Consider the following 17,781-nt stretch of genomic DNA (forward strand, 5'->3'; position numbering starts at 1 on the left):
TTCCTTCTTAACCAAGCATGACTTCTTCTTTCGGATATTTGATAACCGCCGACTGCTTCTGCTTGATAAAGGACAGCATAAAGGACATGATGCCCACCCTGCCCAGCAGCATGGTCAGCGCCAGCAGGCCTTTGCCCCAGTCGTTCCAACTCAGGGTAATGCCTATGCCCATGCCCACCGTACCAAAAGCCGACACGGTTTCAAAAATGACCTCTTCCAGATCGTGGACTTCCCCGTCCAGCACCGAGAGGAGCATCCCCATGGACACCACCCAGATCGTACCCACGGTAAAGGTCGCAAAGGCCTGATCCCGCAAATCCTTGGTAATGGTACGGCCAAAGACAACCAGCTCGCTTTCCCCGCGGAACACCGCCCAAACCGAGCGCACGATCACAAACATGGTCGTGCTCTTGATGCCGCCGCCCGTAGACAAGGGCGAAGCACCCACAAACATCAGGATGATCATGATGAGCTGGGTAATCTGTGTCGCCTTGGCCAAATCAAAGGTATTGAACCCCGCCGTCCGGCAGGACACCGACATAAAAGCCGACTGGGCCAGCTGTCCCGCCACGGGTACATCTGCCAGCGTCCCTCCATTATTTGCTTCCAGCGCCCAGATCAGCAGCGTACCCACTGTAAGCAGGAAAAGATTGCTGATCAATACGATTTTCGTATGCAGGGAATACTGCCGCCAGCTGCGGCAATGGAGCACATCATATATCACCGTGAAGCCAATGCCGCCTAAAATGATCGGCAGGCCGATTCCGGCCAACAGGACGAAATCGTCAGCCCGCTTGCACAGGCTGTCATAATTGCCAAATAGATCAAAGCCCGCATTGCAGAACGCCGATACCGCATGAAAGATCCCATAGCCAATGGCATCCACACCGAATTCGGGATAAAAATGCACCGTCAGCAGCAAGGCAAAGAAGCCCTCCACCATGAACGTATAGAAAATCATCCGGCGAATCAGGGCAAAGAGGCCGGCGCGGCCGCTTTGGCTCAGCGACTCCTGCACGATAATGCTCTGCTTCAGCGGGAACCTGTACCCCATAGCATGGGCCACCATGGTAGCCAAGGTCATGATGCCCAGGCCCCCCACCTGAATCAGCAATAGCAGCACGCATTTCCCAAAGAAACTCAGATCATTCTGCACATCCACCACCGTCAGCCCCGTAACACAGGAAGCCGAGGTGGACACAAACAACGCATCCATAAAAGGCAAACCAACACGATTCGTGGTACTGACCGGCAGCATCAACAAAACTGTCCCTATGCTGATCATTAAGACAAAACTAAGCAAAATCGTCTGGGTAGGTTTCAACCGAAATTTCTGCTGGGCCTTAAATGCCGTGGCCTCCTGCAGATTGTCAACCATAACACCACCTCCCGCTCTATTCTAGCACAGTTACCCCTTGTATCCCAGAAAATTGCACCAAAAAAGGACTACGAAAAAAGTTCGCAGCCCTCTGGCATTCCATATCAATCATTTCAGCAAGCCTTTGCCAGTCTTTCCTCATCTGCCTGCCGCATCTTTTCGACGAAAGAATCCGTAAGGCGGATCTCAATATCCATCTGCTGGCGGGAAGCCAGCAGGCAATCCTCTGCTGTCAGTTCCGTTTCCTGCCCATCAGCCGAAAAGGCACGGAAGCCCTGTTTTCCCTGCGGGCCTGCATGGACGATCACCCGGTCAGCGCCCACACCGCTCTTGCGGCTGGCCAGCAAGCGGATGGCATTGGCCTCGGGCATAAAGCCCTGCATCCCGTCCATAACCATGACTTCCTTATCCTCTACCTGATACAAACGAACCAACAACATCGCGCTCACCGGCCTTTCTGACTTCCGTCATCTCTTGATTTCGATGGTTCTATTATAACAAGTACAAACTTGCAATAAAATATTAAAATCTGTCTTACATATTGTAAAAAATGCAAAAAGATTTGACTGGTCAATTGACCAGTCAAATCCACTATCATTTCCTGTTGAATTTTTCCAGGATATGGCTGCAATCCTGCACAGCCTCCAAGGTACCGATATATTCGCCGTCATCATCATAGACCGCCATATATTTGACCATAATGGGCTTGCCCATGATATAGCGCGCCACTTCCAACGAGCTGCGCTTCTTTGCCTTGAAATCCGCCACGAGGTTGCGCACCACCGGCACGATCTGTGGCGGATGACACTCCGCCACATCCCGGCCCAAGGCCGCCAACGGTCTGGGAAATACCCGTCCTTCGTTGATAAAGAAACGCAGTTTTTCCTCCGCATCGATAAAAGTCAGATCCAATGGCAGCAATGAAAAAATGCCGCTTAACTGCTTGACCGTCAGTTCTCCCGTAGGCAGCTGGATTTTACCATCCAGGATCTCCTGTTCCTTGACCTTCGCCAATTCAGCCGCAATCCATGTTTCGCCTTCCTGCCATTTAGCTGGCTGCTCCACAAAGACCATGCCCATTTCAGGGAAATCACGATAGATGCAAAGCCACTCTTCTTGCGTATAAAAACGCAGGCATAAGGGGAACAAGATTTTTTCTTCCTTGGCAATCATCCCGCGAGCACGATTGGCCACCGCGGCAATGCGGCCTTTATAAATCAGGACATTATCCCTGTCTTCCATAACTGCCCGGGTGAGGACTCCCACTTCCTTCTTGATTTCATCGTCCTCATTCCACATAACCTGGGAGGGACCTGTCACACCGTATTTATACAGCTGGGCCATCAACAGTTCTTCTTTTTTCGCATAGTGGGAACGCACGCCATTGAACGCCTGCAGGGCAGGAATGACAACTTCAGCCTCTGGCGAAGCTTTTTCGCACTGTGCCTGCAAAATATCCAAAACATGTTCCATGCCGGCATTCTCTGCCCGCATGAGCTGGATGGGATGACCTGCCGGCAGATCAACGGCCACATCGAAATGACCGGTAACCTTGCAGGGAGATACCGCCTCTGCGGCTGGCACATTCATCACAGAAAAACCTGCCGCCTTCAAGGCCTCCACCACTTTGCCCAGCTCTACGCCCTTCATCGCCGCCGCCCGAGGAATGGTCATGATATTGCCCATCACCTTAAGGGCCTCCGGACTGACCATATTACCCAGCCCCAGCTCGGCCAATATCCGGCCCACCTCTGGCTCAGCCTTCACCAGCTCCGCTGCCATTCGCTCGAAATCTATCGTTTTCACCATATGCTCCTTTTGCCATAAATTTCCATACTTCATATGTCTATTATACACATCAGCATGGCCAAGGTCTGTTACAATGGTTACGATACATTGGAAAAAACAAAAAAGCAGGCATAAAGCCTGCTTTTTTTTGGATACATTCAAAACTATACAGAAGAAAATCGCTATGTCGAACATTTTAGTTCTTTATGAAGTTAAGCCCTCGATTTATTAGTATTGGTCCGCTGCATGCCTTACGGCACTTCCACTCCCAACCTATCTACCTTGTCTTCTTCAAGGAATCTTACTGGATTACTCCATGAGATACTTCATCTCGGGACAGGCTTCACGCTTAGATGCTTTCAGCGTTTATCCCTTCCGGACGCAGCTACCCAGCTATGCTTCTGGCGAAACAACTGGTACACCGGCGGTCCGTCCACTCCGGTCCTCTCGTACTAGGAGCAGCTTCCCTCATGTATCTTACGCCCGCGATGGATATGGACCGAACTGTCTCACGACGTTCTGAACCCAGCTCACGTACCACTTTAATGGGCGAACAGCCCAACCCTTGGGACCTGCTTCAGCCCCAGGATGTGATGAGCCGACATCGAGGTGCCAAACCTCCCCGTCGATATGGACTCTTGGGAGAGATTAGCCTGTTATCCCCAGGGTAGCTTTTATCCGTTGAGCGATGGCAATTCCACTCTCATTCCACCGGATCACTAAGCCCTACTTTCGTACCTGCTCGACGTGTATGTCTCGCAGTCAAGCTCCCTTCTGCCTTTATACTCTTCGCGCGATTTCTGTCCGCGCTGAGGGAACCTTTGGACGCCTCCGTTACTCTTTCGGAGGCGACCGCCCCAGTCAAACTGTCCGCCTGCCACTGTCCCCGAAGTCGTTAGTTTCAGGGTTAGATTCCTAACACGCAAAGGCTGGTATCCCAACATTGACTCCCTAGAACCTGGCGGCTCTAGTTCTCCGTCTCCCAGCTATCCTGTACGTTACATGCCAAAAATCAATGACAGGCTGCAGTAAAGCTCCATGGGGTCTTTCTGTCCAGTCGCGGGTAACCTGCATCTTCACAGGTATTTCAATTTCACCGGGTCCCTCGTTGAGACAGTGCCCAAGTCGTTACACCTTTCGTGCGGGTCGGAACTTACCCGACAAGGAATTTCGCTACCTTAGGACCGTTATAGTTACGGCCGCCGTTTACTGGGGCTTCAATTCCGAGCTTCACCTTGCGGCTGACCCGTCCTCTTAACCTTCCAGCACCGGGCAGGTGTCAGCACCTATACGTCAGATTTCTCTTTAGCAGGCACCTGTGTTTGTGGTAAACAGTCGCTTGGGCTTCTCTTCTGTCGCCGGCTCCAGCTCCATCAGTAAATGACTTCACCAGCTCCGGCCATCCTTCTCCCGAAGTTACGGATGCATTTTGCCGAGTTCCTTAACGAGGGTTTTCCCGCGCACCTTAGGATTCTCTCCCCGCCTACCTGTGTCGGTTTTGGTACGGGTACATGTCGTCTCGTTAGAAGCTTTTCTTGGCAGTGTAGTACGTCTGAATTTGATGCATCCCGAAGGATTTATCTATCTATCGGTTCTCAGCCTTACAGTGAGGGGATTTGCCTCCTCACCAGCCTACCGCCTTCGACTGGCATTTCCATTCGCCAGCTCAGACTCCTTGCTGCGTCACTCCATCCTCAAACAACTCCATGCAGTACAGGAATTTTCGCCTGTTGTCCATCGCCTACGCTTGCTGCCTCGGCTTAGGTCCCGACTTACCCTGGGACGACGAGCGTTGCCCAGGATCCCTTAGGCTTTCGGTGGGCCAGATTCTCACTGGCCGTTTCGCTACTCATACCGGCATTCTCACTTCCATACACTCCAGCTGTCCTTCCGGTCAACCTTCAACGCACATGGAACGCTCCCCTACCCATGCTTGCGCATGCCGCGACTTCGGTTCTGTACTTGAGCCCCGGATATTTTCGGCGCAGGGCCTCTCGACCAGTGAGCTATTACGCACTCTTTAAATGGTGGCTGCTTCTGAGCCAACATCCTGGTTGTTTAGGAAGTCCTACATCCTTTTCCACTTAGTACAGCATTGGGGACCTTAGTCGGCGGTCTGGGCTGTTTCCCTCTTGAATACGGGTCTTATCACTCGCATTCTGACTCCCAGGTTCTTCTCATAAAGCCATTCGTAGTTTGACTGGAGTTGGTATCCATTACAGACCCGCGTCCGATCAGTGCTCTACCGTCTTTATGTGTCGCCTGAGGCTAGCCCTAAAGCTATTTCGGGGAGAACCAGCTATCTCCACGTTCGATTGGCATTTCACCCCTATGCACAGCTCATCCCAAAGTTTTTCAACACTCACGGGTTCGGTCCTCCACTCATTTTTACCTGAGCTTCAACCTGGCCATGCATAGATCACTGTGGTTTCGGGTCTAATCCATGTAACTGTCGCCCTGTTCAGACTCGCTTTCGCTTCGGCTCCGTGTCTTCCACTTAACCTCGCTACATAAATTAACTCGCCGGTTCATTCTTCAATAGGCACGCCGTCGCTCATATAAAGAGCTTCGACTGCTTGTAGACATACGGTTTCAGGTTCTATTTCACTCCCCTCCCGGGGTTCTTTTCACCTTTCCCTCACGGTACTATGCGCTATCGGTCGTTCCGTAGTATTTTGCCTTGGATGGTGGTCCACCCTGCTTCCCACAAGGTTTCACGTGTCTCGTGGTACTCTGGATACCGGCTCATTGGACAACTTTTCGCTTACGGGGGTTTCACCTTCTGTGCCGCTCCTTCCCAGAAGCTTCAGCTAAATTGTCTTCCTTTTATGCCGGTCCTCAACCCCGGGTGTCCGAAGACTCCCGGTTTGGGCTCTTCCCTGTTCGCTCGCCGCTACTGAGGGAATCTCTTTTGATTACTTTTCCTCCGGTTACTTAGATGTTTCAGTTCACCGGGTGTGCCTCCTAGAAACTAGGTAATACGACATGACTCGTATTGGGTTGCCCCATTCGGACATCCATGACTCACAGCCTACTTGCGGCTCCTCATGGCTTTTCGCAGCTTATCGCGTCCTTCATCGGCTCGGAACGCCTAGGCATCCACCATATGCCCTTGGTAGCTTAACTTTCGTTTGCTTTTAAGGTATCACATATTGTGATGTCTATGCTTTAGAATCCTAAAATGTTCGTTCAACCTTCTGTTTACACTGTCGTGTAGACCATTGGTTAAAATTGATACATTTTGATTTCTTCTGTGTAGTTTTCAGTGTACATATTAGAGAGATCATTCTCTCAAAACTAGACAATGCAAATTCCAGATGCTCCGACCTAAGATTTTGTAATCCTTAGAAAGGAGGTGATCCAGCCGCACCTTCCGATACGGCTACCTTGTTACGACTTCACCCCAGTCATCGCCCCCACCTTAGACGGCTGCATCCTTGCGGTTTGCCCACCGGCTTCGGGTGTGAATGACTTCCGTGGTGTGACGGGCGGTGTGTACAAGGCCCGGGAACGTATTCACCGCTGTATGCTGACCAGCGATTACTAGCGATTCCGACTTCATGCAGGCGGGTTGCAGCCTGCAATCCGAACTGGGAGATGGTTTATGGGGTTCGCTTGCCCTCACGGGTTCGCTGCTCTCTGTCCATCCCATTGTAGTACGTGTGTAGCCCAGGACATAAGGGGCATGATGACTTGACGTCATCCCCGCCTTCCTCCGCGTTGTCCGCGGCAGTCTCATTTGAGTTCCCACCTTAACGTGCTGGCAACAAATGATAGGGGTTGCGCTCGTTGCGGGACTTAACCCAACATCTCACGACACGAGCTGACGACAGCCATGCACCACCTGTTTTCGTGTCTCCGAAGAGAGGGATCTATCTCTAGATCTTTCACTCAATGTCAAGCCCTGGTAAGGTTCTTCGCGTTGCGTCGAATTAAACCACATACTCCACCGCTTGTGCGGGCCCCCGTCAATTCCTTTGAGTTTCAGTCTTGCGACCGTACTCCCCAGGCGGAATGCTTATTGCGTTAACTCCGGCACAGAAGGGGTCGATACCTCCTACACCTAGCATTCATCGTTTACGGCGTGGACTACCAGGGTATCTAATCCTGTTCGCTCCCCACGCTTTCGAGCCTCAGCGTCAGTTACAGTCCAGAAAGCCGCCTTCGCCACTGGTGTTCCTCCTAATATCTACGCATTTCACCGCTACACTAGGAATTCCGCTTTCCTCTCCTGCACTCAAGAAAGACAGTTTCAATCCCATCACGGGGTTGAGCCCCGCACTTTTAAGACTGACTTGCCTCCCCGCCTGCGCTCCCTTTACGCCCAATAATTCCGGACAACGCTCGCCACCTACGTATTACCGCGGCTGCTGGCACGTAGTTAGCCGTGGCTTCCTCGACGGGTACCGTCATTGCGAAAAACTATTCGCATTTCGCACATTCGTCCCCGTCAACAGAGCTTTACGAGCCGAAACCCTTCTTCACTCACGCGGCGTTGCTCCGTCAGGCTTTCGCCCATTGCGGAAGATTCCCCACTGCTGCCTCCCGTAGGAGTCTGGACCGTGTCTCAGTTCCAATGTGGCCGTTCATCCTCTCAGACCGGCTACTGATCGTCGCCTTGGTAGGCCGTTACCCCACCAACTAGCTAATCAGACGCAGACCCATCGCAAAGCGATAGCTTACAAGTAGAGGCCATCTTTAATCAGTCTCCCATGCGGGAATCTGACAACATTCGGTATTAGCAGTCCTTTCGGACTGTTGTCCCCATCTTTGCGGCAGGTTGTCTACGCGTTACTCACCCGTTTGCCACTCGGCTTCAAAATAGCAAGCTAAATATCAGCCTCGTTCGACTTGCATGTGTTAAGCACGCCGCCAGCGTTCGTCCTGAGCCAGGATCAAACTCTCCATAAAATATGAAGAACTTAATCAAGCTCTAATTATCTATAAAAGAAATTGCCGATTGCTATGTTGTTCATACCAATCGATGTTTTGTTAAGAAGTAAAAACTTCTTCAAACATCTGGCTTAATCATGTTGCATGATTATTTTGCATTGTTTAGTTTTCAAAGAACAATCATTGTCGCACTCTTCAGAAGTGCCCGTCGCTTCAAGCGACTCATTTATCTTATCACCAGCAGATCAGCTTGTCAAGAACTTTTTTAAATTCTTTTTTGAAGCTTTTCGGAACGTTCCAGCAGCCTGCCAATCAAGGCTTGCTGTGCTGTTTCGTTGCCGTGTCTGTCAGCGACTTGTATTATATTACACGAGTCGGCTTCACTTGTCAACACCTTTTTTGAACTTTTTTCATTTTCATCAAAAAAGAGATTGCTCTCCGCCAGGACGAATGAACAATCTCTCATTTGAATGGCATATTTTAACGGCGCAAAGCCAACAGTGTTCCCCCACAGACCAACACACTGCCCAGCCACAGCAGCCAGATACAAGGCTTGACGCTGACACTGGTGGTAATAGGCTGATTGCTTTCTGCCGCCAGCGAAGGCAGGATTTCCAGGCGGATTTGCTTTTGATTCTGGGTAATGCCCGTAAGGCGCAGTCGCTTTTGACCGTCAAACACTGCCACAGGCTGGGACGTTCCACCATCAGCCGTAGCCTGTAGTGACAAAGTGGCCTGCTCTACCTTATCTCCGTCGGTGACAGATACTTCCGCCGTCACCACCAGCCTGCCTCCATCCTGCTGCTCGATATTGGCACGGTCAAAGCGATAGGCAAAGTCATCATCCATATCCATACGGCCTTGCTTCAAAAGCATTTCCAGTCGGCCTGCATCCTTGGCCGGGGTTGGGGCCAGATACACATCCCCGCCCAGCCCTTTGTCGATAGCCGGTTCCCGGGCCGCATCCGTACCGTTGGCATGAAGCTTGGTCAACGCCTGCACTTCCCGACCATCCACGGTATAGACATAGTATTTTTCCTTGGCGCCTTCGGCAAGTTTCTGTCCCTTGTAGACGATTTCATGACCGTAGATGTCGTAGGCCTCCCCCACGACCATTTCCCGACTGTAAGACTGGCTGCCGGAGCCGGCCAGCACAATGGCAAAGAGGGACAATCCCAACCCTAAATGCGCCACCATACCGCCGTTATTGATGCCGTGTTTCCGCCAGGCCAGCACCGCTGCTCCTGCAGCCATCAAGGCTGACGCCGCCAACAATAGCGGCAGGACCTGCCGCACCCCGGCGGCAAAACCGGCCACCGCGCCTATGAGTCCTAACAAAATCAAAGGCATACCTTTGGCCAGGATTTTGCCTTGCCCGTAACCTCGCAGCAGAGCACAGGAAATCGCCAGCAACATGGCAATGGTTAATGGCATGGTGGTGCGCACGTAAAAATTCGTATCCACCGCCGCAGGTTTCCCAATAAGCTGGGTGAGCAGTGGCATGGACATACCCAGGAATATGATAATGCTCATAAATACCAACAGTAGAGCACCCAGCAGCAGGATAAACTCCCGACTGTCATAACCGGGGTAGTATTCCCCCTTGGGCAGGCTCTTGGCCTTCACCAGCAAAAGCAACAGACCGGCCACCAAAACGAGGCCATTGACTACAGCAATGGTCATGCCAATGCTGGTCCCCGCAAAAGAATGGACTGAAAAATCCCCCAAAATGCCACTGCGTGTCAAGAATGTTCCATAGAGTACCAGGGCATAGGTGAAGATTCCCGCCAGGTGTACCATGGTGATAGCAGCCTGACGGATCTGTGCCACTCGCAGGACATGGACGAAAATCCCGGTCACAAGCCAGGGCACAAGGGAGGAATTTTCCACCGGGTCCCAGCCCCAAAAGCCGCCCCAGCCCAGGACCTTATAAGCCCAGTAGCCGCCAATGAAAATACCTGCGCCCAAAAAACTCCAGCCCAGCAAAGCCCACCGGCGGGCCGCAGGCAGCCAATCCTGCGCCTTTGCCCCCGTCAGCAAAGCCATTGCGCTATAGGTCAAAGGCACGGCCAGCAAAGCATAGCCGATGAAGATAATCGGCGGATGTATCGCCATCCACGGATCCTGCAGCAGCGGATTGAGGCCTACACCGTTTTGCACCACCACTTCATTGGGCACAAAGGGGCTTTTGGCCAGCACAAAAACAGCCAGCAATGCCTGCATGGCCATATAAACAGCCATGCCCGCTTCCAGCAGTTCCCTTTTCACTGCCAGATAAATACCCGCGCCCCCGTGAATCAGCAGCCACAGCAGGAAAGATCCCTGCTGACCTGCCCAAAAGGCGGATAATTTGTATATTCCCGGCAATTCCACAGCCGAATAATTGGCCACATAGGCGATATCGAAACGATTATTGAAGATAAGTACCATGAGATAGGCGCTGGCCGTAAGCACAGCCAGAAAGGAGAGTCCCGTAACAGACCTTCCCCATCTTGCCGTGCGCTCACTGCCCGCGGCATAGCACAACACCGCCGCCAGGGACAGTGCCAAAGCCAGCGCCAACGAAATAACTCCTACCAATTCAGTCCCCCCTGATCTATTGTCATTTCTGCTGCTCGTATTTGGATGGACATTTGATCAGCAATTTGTCCGCCCCGAAAGCGCCATCCTGAAAATGACCGATAGCTACAATATGATGAGCCTGATCAAATTGGTCAGGCTTGGCGCCATGATAGCGTACCAGCATTGTCTCCCCCGTATCCTCATCCTGCAGGGTAAAGACAAAATCCTTGTCCTCCATATGGGGAGCCGGGGCTGTCTTATCCAACAGTCCCTTGACCTGCACATTGCTGCTGCTCTTCCGTGCCTCCTCAATCCCCACATAGGGCGTCACCGAATCAGCAAAACTCCAGCCCGCATAGCCCACAAAAAGCAGTAAGAGCAACGCCAGCAAAATTTTCCGGTTCATCATTCACTTTCCTCCTGCATGATCTGCGCTGCCTGTTTGCGATACAGCCAGTAGAAAATTCCCGTCACATCGGCTAAAGCTGCCAGCAGCACCGCCAGCATCAGACTGTCCATAGCCACCCCCGAACTATTCAGCACCGGCGAAGGATGCAGGGAAAAGTACAGGCGAGGGATGATAAACACCAGAAAAGGAACGGTCAAAAAAGAAAACAAGGCATAAATCGCCGCCGTCCTGGCCCGCTTATGTCCCACAGGCATGGCGCCCCGTAAAGTGAGATAAGCCCCATAAATCAGCAACAGCACAAAGATCGTGGTCTGCCGCGGGTCCCAGTTCCAATACGCTCCCCAAGTAAGCTTGGAAAAGATAGCCCCGCTCACTGTGGCCAGAATCACAAAGATAAATCCCAGCTTCGCTGCTGCCGCACTGCCGGCATCAGCCTCCATATCATGGGAACGCAGGTATTTTGCTCCCTGCCAGGCACTGACCAGAAAGGCCATTACTGCCACCCAGGCCAAGGGAATATGGATAAAGGCCAGCCGCACATAATCTCCCAACCCTTCAGCCGGCGGCACCACCAGGAATACCAGACCGATAATGATAAGCGTAAGACCGCCCAGCACAGCCCCCATAAAAATACCTCCTAATCCTCATACCACAGATAATCAAAGAGCACCGAAGCCCCCACGGCCAAGAGAGCATCATACAGAGCCATTCCCCCCAGATAACTAAGGGAAGGTTCGCTTCCCTCAAAGGCTCCCGCCGTCAAAAAGATGGCGGGCAGAAACACAGGCAAAATCACCGGCAGCATCAATACCGCAAACAGACCGTTCTTCACCCGCGCCCCGGTGGTCAAGGCTGCCAGCAATGTCCCCGCTGCCGCCAGCCCCGCCACCCCCAGGAGCAAAGTCAGGACAAAGACACCAGCGAGGATTGCCTCGACACCACTCAGTACCAAAAACAGCGGTGCAATAAAAAGAGACAACAACGCCAACAGGAAAAAACTGTAGAGCATCTTTCCCCAAAGTACAGGCTGGGCGCCGCCATAAAGTTTCAGCGTCAGCAGCGTGCCTGCCATATCCTCGTCGGCAAAACTCCGATCCGCCCCCGCCATAGAAGCAAAAAAGATAATAATCCAAAGGAGTGCCGCCGCCAATTTTGGCTCCAGCTGCCCGCCCTGCAAGGCAAGGCTCACACAGGCCAAAGTAGTCAGGGCAAACATAAACATGGCCATCCAGGACGCTTTGAAACGCAAGCCCATGATCAGCTCCTTACGGAACACCAGCTTAGTGGCCTCCCAAAGAGATGATTTCATCCGCCAACGCCTCCTCTCCCGGAACATTCGTAGCGATGGCCACCAGTACACCGCGCTCTGCCGCCGCCCGCACTTCCCGGGCAATCATAGCCTGCCCAGCCTCGTCAAGATTCGCTCCGGGCTCGTCCAGCAGCCAGATATCTGCCCCCACAGCCAGCAGCGCCGCTATTTTCAGCCGCTGCCCCATGCCCGTGGAAAACTCCCCGGCATAGCTATGGCGTATGGCTTCACCATCAAGTTCTACCCGTGCCATTAGTTCGCGATAGTATTCATCCGTAATCTGACATCCCCGCAGCCCCAGCAGGAAATCGAGATTTTCCCGAGCCGTGAGCCTGTCATAAAACCGCAAGTCCGGCGTTACCATGGCCAGCCGCTGCCGCAGCTCTTCCCCTCTCAGTTCTTCTCCGTCAGCAGTTACTGTGATTTTGCCGGCACTGGGGGCAAGCAAATGTCCCGCCAATTTCAGGAAGGTGGACTTGCCGCTGCCGTTCCTGCCGGTGATGGCGGTAATTTTCCCACTGGATAATTCTGCATCCAAGGGGGCAAAAATCTGCCGCCCGTGAAAACGCTGACTTACCGCCGCAAAATGAATCGTAATCATAACTTAACCCATAACGGCAATCTTATCCGCATCCAGTTCCATCCAATCCTCTCCCACATCCAGCAGGCCTTCATTATGCATGGCGCTGATTTCCCGTGTCAGGGCACTGCGGTTGCACTCCAGCTCCTTGGCCAGCTGCACCCGCCCCGGCACCTGTACCCTCGTCCTGCCCTGACGTTGCTGACGGTAGAGCAGATAGAGAATCAGCCGTTCCCGCAAAGTCTTTTGGGAAAGAATCTTGATTTTTTGTACCATCAGAATATTCTTTCGACAAAAAGCCTCCAAAATATTCTTCATTACAATGCCATGGGTGCGCCCCAGCTTAGTCCCCGCCGTCAGCAAGGCCTTATAGGGAACCCAGAGCACCAGCATATTGGTCATGGCTTGAACCGCCGTGGTACTTGGTACCTGAGGCATAATAGCGGATGAACTGCCAACCATGGCGCCCCGTTCCAGATTGTGGCTGACATTTTCATTGCCAAAGCGATCCTCCGCCAAAACCTGGGCCTCACCCTCCACAATGACACCGATATTATGGTTTTCCTCGTAGGCCTCCAAAATACGCTTGCCCTTCTCCACCCGCTCGATGGTGGCTCCCGTGGCGGCAATGAACGCATCCACCTCTGCCGCCGATACGCCTTGGAACAGGGGCAGCTCCTGCAAATCCAAATGATAAACCTGCATGGCCTTCACTCCTATAACACACATTTTCTTCATTATAGCAAGAATCAGAAGATTACCATGTTGCCATGGCAACCTTATATTGTTTTTATTCTAGCTTGGGAGGCTAACTCCTGCATATAAGAATCATACAATGATCGCACAGAAAAACCGCCCCAAATGAGGCGGTTCCTTTACGCTGTATGGATATTACAAGCTGCCCTTGACCAGAGCATTGGCTTCCTCGATCACCTGATGGCCGAGGTCGATAGCCTCACCGCTGATGCGCATGCACTTGTCAGGATTATGGAAGCCATTGCCGTTTTCAGCGGCTACCCAATCCCAATACCACTGAGCTTCACGCAGTTTCAGGCGAATCGGGGCCAGCTGCTCGTCGGTGGCTCCCGCATCCATGGCAGCCTTGACGGCCAGATGGGCCTTGGCCACAGTCTGCCCTGCAGTGCGCTGGAGCTTGAAGTTATTGTCGTGGATCGTTTTCACCCGGGCAATCAGAGTTTCCTTGCTCTCGTCATGACACTTGAGGCAAGAAGCTTCCACGGTCTTCAGTGGGCTGGTCATCCAGTGCGAGGTGTACTTCTGACCATTTTCCCGCATGTAGGGCATATGGCAGTCCACGCAGGTCACGCCGGCATCGGCATGGACGCTGGTGGTCCAGATCTCAAAGTCGGGATGCTGGGCTTTCAGCATGGGAGTCTTGGAATCGGGATGAATCCAATCCTGTTTGAAGGCGCCCAGCTGCTCGCTCTGTGTCTGATACCATTTGAACTGTTCTTCCGGTTCCCAGCCACCGATAAAGGGATGACGTACCCGTCCATCTTCCGCCATAAAGTAATATTCATTATGGCACTGGCCGCAGACATAGCCCCGCATTTCGTTATGGCTGGCCTTGCTGATGTCGATGCCCTTCAGAGCCATGGATTCCACAAAGCCCTGCTGGTAAACCCGCAATTCCATGGTATCCGGATCATGACAGGAGGAACAACCGAAATAAAGATCTGTGCCTTCCACGGTGTCTTTGTTGGTATAAGGCGGTGTAGCTTCCGCAAAGGGCTTGGAAGCAAAGTCCCAGCCGCTTTCCTTGTACCATTTGTCATACATCCAGGAACTCTTGCAGACAATGCAGTTTCCCTTCTGAGGCGGGATGCGCTGGGAATTGATCTGGTCAACGCCCGCCCAGGTATGGCCTCTGGCCACATCATATTGCACGGAGAACTTGTAGCCCTTGAAATTTTCCTTGATTTCCGGCTGCATTTCGATATAGGATTTACCTGGATCGCTGCCGCCATACCCCGTGGGACTTTCCCCGCCCTGATTGTTCTTCATGAAGGAATTGTATTCCAACGGATAAGCCTCTTTATAGGCTTCCTTACCCAGATGGGCGTAATTTTCATGGGATATCTTGGCCAGCTTCACGCTGTCATCGTTGGGTGTTGCTCCCAAACGCACCACCACGAAGCCGAAGAACAGCACACAGACGGCCACAATCCCTGCTAAGATTTTTTGCAGCTTACTCAACTTTTATCCCCCCTTCGAGATGGTTGCTTCCATGAGCGATACGGCTATGGCACTTCAGGCAGTCGCCGCCTGTATCCATGCTTACCCCCACGGCAGCATGGACATTGCCCATGGTGTTCTCATGACAGCGCAGGCAGTTGCTGTTGACCGTTTCCCTGCCATCAGCAGATAGCTTGATGCGAGCCGGATAATCCCGCAGCACTGCATGATAAGTGTCCACCATGCCCGTACGCCCCTTTTCCACCATGTAGATGGCCATGTTGTCATGGGGCAGATGGCATTCCACACAGGCCTGTTTGCTATGGGTGGATTTGGCAAAGGTAGCTGCCTCCCCCTTCATGGCATGGCAGGAACCGCAAAAGGCCGCCGAACCAGAGAAGGACATCATGCCCGCTCCGATGGCGCAAACCACCAGACCAATGGCAAATCCGCCCGCCAAACAGCCCAGTGTGTGCTTCGTAAAAAACGCTTTGAACTCCACGTCAACTCCCCTCCTCTCCATTCTGCCCCCATTATAGCATTGTTCTGAAAACTCGGACGTTGCCACCGCAACGCTGCGCTGATATTTTTGTACAAAACTTCGTGCGAAACAGTGTTTCGCACTACGCCCTTACACGAAATCTAAGTCATTCTGCGCCTATCGGCTTGACTGACTAAAATTTCATAGTAAAAAACCTCCCGGATCAGGAGGTTTTTTATCATTCATATCTAAGTGCTTCAATGGGATCCAGCTTGGCCGCTTTTCGGGCCGGATAGATGCCAAAGAACAGGCCGATGCCCACGGCAAACATAAAGGAAATGATGATCGGCGTCACCGTGATCACCGTGGTGAAATTCCCCACTTGGGCGATGATCTGTGAAGCGATACAGCCCATCACAATCCCGATGATGCCGCCGATAATACCGATGACCATGGACTCGATAAGGAACTGAGTCATGATATTCATAAAGGTAGCCCCCAGAGCCTTGCGGATACCGATTTCCCGGGTGCGCTCGGTGACCGACACCATCATGATGTTCATGATGCCGATGCCGCCCACCACGAGGCTGATACCAGCGATAGCACCTAGCAGCAGCGTCAGCATGGACGTGGACTGATTGACCGTTTCCATCAGGCTGGTCAGGTTGCGGACATTGAAGTCATTGTCTTTACCCGTGGGAATATGATGGCGGGAGCGCAGCAGGCTTTCGATTTCCTCCTGCACCTGATCCATCTTTTCCTGGCTGCTCACCTGCACGTTGATGGACTGCACATAGGTTATGCCCAGCATGCGCTCCTGCGCCGTGGTCAGCGGAATATAGATCACATCATCCTGGTCCTGCCCCACAGAGGACTGCCCTTTGGATTCCAAAAGACCGATGACCTTGTAAGGCTGGTTGTTGATGCGGATATTCTTGCCCACGGGATTATCCTTGGCAAAGAGGTTGGCCGCAACTGTGGTGCCGATAACTGCCACGCGATTGCGCTTGTTCATATCGTCATTGGTGATAAAGGAACCATAGCCAATGGTCAGGGAACGAATGGACATGAACTCAGACGTCACGCCCTGCACGCTGGTGTTCCAGTTGTTATTGCCATAGACAACCTGATAGGACGAGGACACCGTAGGCGAAACATAATCGATGTTCTTGATTTTTTCCTTTATGGCCTTGGCGTCATCGTATTTCAGCGTCTGCATGGAACCTGCCGCCCCCCGGACGCCGCCGCGGTTGGAAGAACCGGGAGAAATGATCAGCATATTGGAACCCAGGCTGGCAATGGAATTGGTGACGTTGCTGCGCACCCCCATGCCCACGGATACCAGCGCGATAACGGCGCCCACGCCGATGATGATGCCCAGCATGGTCAAAAGGCTGCGCATTTTGTTGGCATAGAGCGAAGTCAATGCCATCTGGAAACTTTCCCTAAATAACATCCATCACCACGCCCTTTCCTTCGTCCCGGGTGATCTTGCCATCCCGCACCAGCAGCTGACGGCTGGCACAGGCCGCGATTTCCGGTTCATGGGTGACGAGAATGATGGTACGCCCCATGCTGTGCATCTTCTGAAAAATCTCCATGATTTCTTTGGTGGATTTGGTATCCAGATTACCCGTCGGCTCATCGGCCATGATGATATGGGGATCGTTGACCAGTGCCCGGGCAATGGCCACCCTCTGCCGCTGACCACCCGAGAGCTCATTGGGCTGATGTTCCGCCCGGTCAGCCAGGCCTACCGCCTCCAGAAAGTGCATGGCCTTTTCCAATCTCTCCTTGCGCCCTACACCGGAATAGACCAAAGGCAGCGCCACATTTTCCAATGCGGAGATACGGGAAAGCAGGTTGAAGTTCTGGAACACAAAGCCGATTTTCTTGTTGCGGGTAACGGCCAGCTTATCATCGCTAAGGCCAGCCACCTCCTGGCCATCCAATTTATAGGAACCTACTGTGGGACGGTCCAGGCAGCCCAGAATGTTCATCAAGGTGGACTTGCCGGAACCGGACGGCCCCATCAGCGCGGCAAACTCGCCCTGATAGATATTGGTGGTGATGCCATCCAAGGCCGCCACTGTTTCCCCGCCGATCTTGTAGAGTTTCTTGATATCCTTTAGCTGAATGGTGGCAATACGTTTTTCCTGATTTGTCATAATCTCTTTGCCGCCCT

Annotated in this window: 13 protein-coding genes and 2 rRNA genes; all 15 read right to left on the reverse strand. The window is 52.5% G+C overall.

Going from position 1 to position 17,781, the window contains the following annotated elements:
* Nucleotides 1–7: 7 nt before the first annotated feature.
* Nucleotides 8–1,378 carry a TrkH family potassium uptake protein gene (locus SELR_RS10720; RefSeq protein WP_014425249.1) on the reverse strand — a complete coding sequence of 457 codons (1,371 nt, stop codon included), beginning with the start codon at nucleotides 1,376–1,378 and terminating at the stop codon, nucleotides 8–10.
* A gap of 113 nt (nucleotides 1,379–1,491) precedes the next feature.
* A complete protein-coding gene (locus SELR_RS10725; RefSeq protein ID WP_014425250.1) occupies nucleotides 1,492–1,818 on the reverse strand; it encodes a hypothetical protein in 327 nt (108 codons plus the stop codon).
* 154 nt (nucleotides 1,819–1,972) lie between these two features.
* Nucleotides 1,973–3,187 (reverse strand): PAS domain-containing protein, encoded by a 1,215-nt coding sequence (locus SELR_RS10730; RefSeq protein ID WP_014425251.1) that lies wholly within the window; start codon nucleotides 3,185–3,187, stop codon nucleotides 1,973–1,975.
* A gap of 187 nt (nucleotides 3,188–3,374) precedes the next feature.
* Nucleotides 3,375–6,292 (reverse strand): 23S ribosomal RNA (locus SELR_RS10735).
* 222 nt (nucleotides 6,293–6,514) lie between these two features.
* Nucleotides 6,515–8,077 (reverse strand): 16S ribosomal RNA (locus SELR_RS10740).
* The 16S and 23S rRNA genes sit together here, the layout of an rRNA operon.
* Before the next feature lie 462 nt (nucleotides 8,078–8,539).
* The gene (ccsA, locus tag SELR_RS10745) at nucleotides 8,540–10,639 is read right to left on the reverse strand and encodes a cytochrome c biogenesis protein CcsA (RefSeq protein ID WP_041914390.1); all 2,100 of its coding nucleotides are present in this window, start codon (nucleotides 10,637–10,639) and stop codon (nucleotides 8,540–8,542) included.
* A gap of 22 nt (nucleotides 10,640–10,661) precedes the next feature.
* The gene (locus tag SELR_RS10750) at nucleotides 10,662–11,027 is read right to left on the reverse strand and encodes a cytochrome c maturation protein CcmE domain-containing protein (RefSeq protein WP_041914762.1); all 366 of its coding nucleotides are present in this window, start codon (nucleotides 11,025–11,027) and stop codon (nucleotides 10,662–10,664) included.
* Nucleotides 11,027–11,656, reverse strand: coding sequence for a cytochrome c biogenesis protein CcsA (gene ccsA, locus SELR_RS10755; protein ID WP_014425254.1), 630 nt, complete (start codon nucleotides 11,654–11,656; stop codon nucleotides 11,027–11,029). Before ccsA (SELR_RS10755) ends, SELR_RS10750 begins: the two co-directional genes overlap by 1 nt.
* Nucleotides 11,657–11,667: 11 nt before the next feature.
* Entirely contained in the window at nucleotides 11,668–12,339 is a 672-nt protein-coding gene (locus tag SELR_RS10760; protein WP_014425255.1) for a heme exporter protein CcmB, read from the reverse strand.
* Nucleotides 12,311–12,940: an ABC transporter ATP-binding protein gene (locus SELR_RS10765; protein ID WP_014425256.1), complete on the reverse strand. Its 630-nt coding sequence runs from the start codon at nucleotides 12,938–12,940 to the stop codon at nucleotides 12,311–12,313. The genes SELR_RS10760 and SELR_RS10765 overlap by 29 nt, the downstream gene beginning before the upstream one ends.
* Nucleotides 12,941–12,943: 3 nt before the next feature.
* Nucleotides 12,944–13,624 carry a Crp/Fnr family transcriptional regulator gene (locus SELR_RS10770; RefSeq protein WP_014425257.1) on the reverse strand — a complete coding sequence of 227 codons (681 nt, stop codon included), beginning with the start codon at nucleotides 13,622–13,624 and terminating at the stop codon, nucleotides 12,944–12,946.
* A gap of 186 nt (nucleotides 13,625–13,810) precedes the next feature.
* Complete coding sequence (locus SELR_RS10775) at nucleotides 13,811–15,136, reverse strand: ammonia-forming cytochrome c nitrite reductase subunit c552 (RefSeq protein ID WP_014425258.1); 1,326 nt, start codon at nucleotides 15,134–15,136, stop codon at nucleotides 13,811–13,813.
* Nucleotides 15,129–15,617, reverse strand: a complete 489-nt coding sequence (locus SELR_RS10780) for a cytochrome c3 family protein (protein ID WP_041914391.1) — start codon at nucleotides 15,615–15,617, stop codon at nucleotides 15,129–15,131. Before SELR_RS10780 ends, SELR_RS10775 begins: the two co-directional genes overlap by 8 nt.
* A 217-nt stretch (nucleotides 15,618–15,834) precedes the next feature.
* Entirely contained in the window at nucleotides 15,835–17,052 is a 1,218-nt protein-coding gene (locus tag SELR_RS10785) for an ABC transporter permease (protein WP_041914392.1), read from the reverse strand.
* The gene (locus SELR_RS10790; protein ID WP_014425261.1) at nucleotides 17,042–17,764 is read right to left on the reverse strand and encodes an ABC transporter ATP-binding protein; all 723 of its coding nucleotides are present in this window, start codon (nucleotides 17,762–17,764) and stop codon (nucleotides 17,042–17,044) included. The genes SELR_RS10785 and SELR_RS10790 overlap by 11 nt, the downstream gene beginning before the upstream one ends.
* Nucleotides 17,765–17,781: the final 17 nt, after the last annotated feature.

The organism is Selenomonas ruminantium subsp. lactilytica TAM6421 (assembly GCF_000284095.1).
Classification (GTDB): Bacteria; Bacillota; Negativicutes; order Selenomonadales; family Selenomonadaceae; genus Selenomonas_A; species Selenomonas_A lactilytica.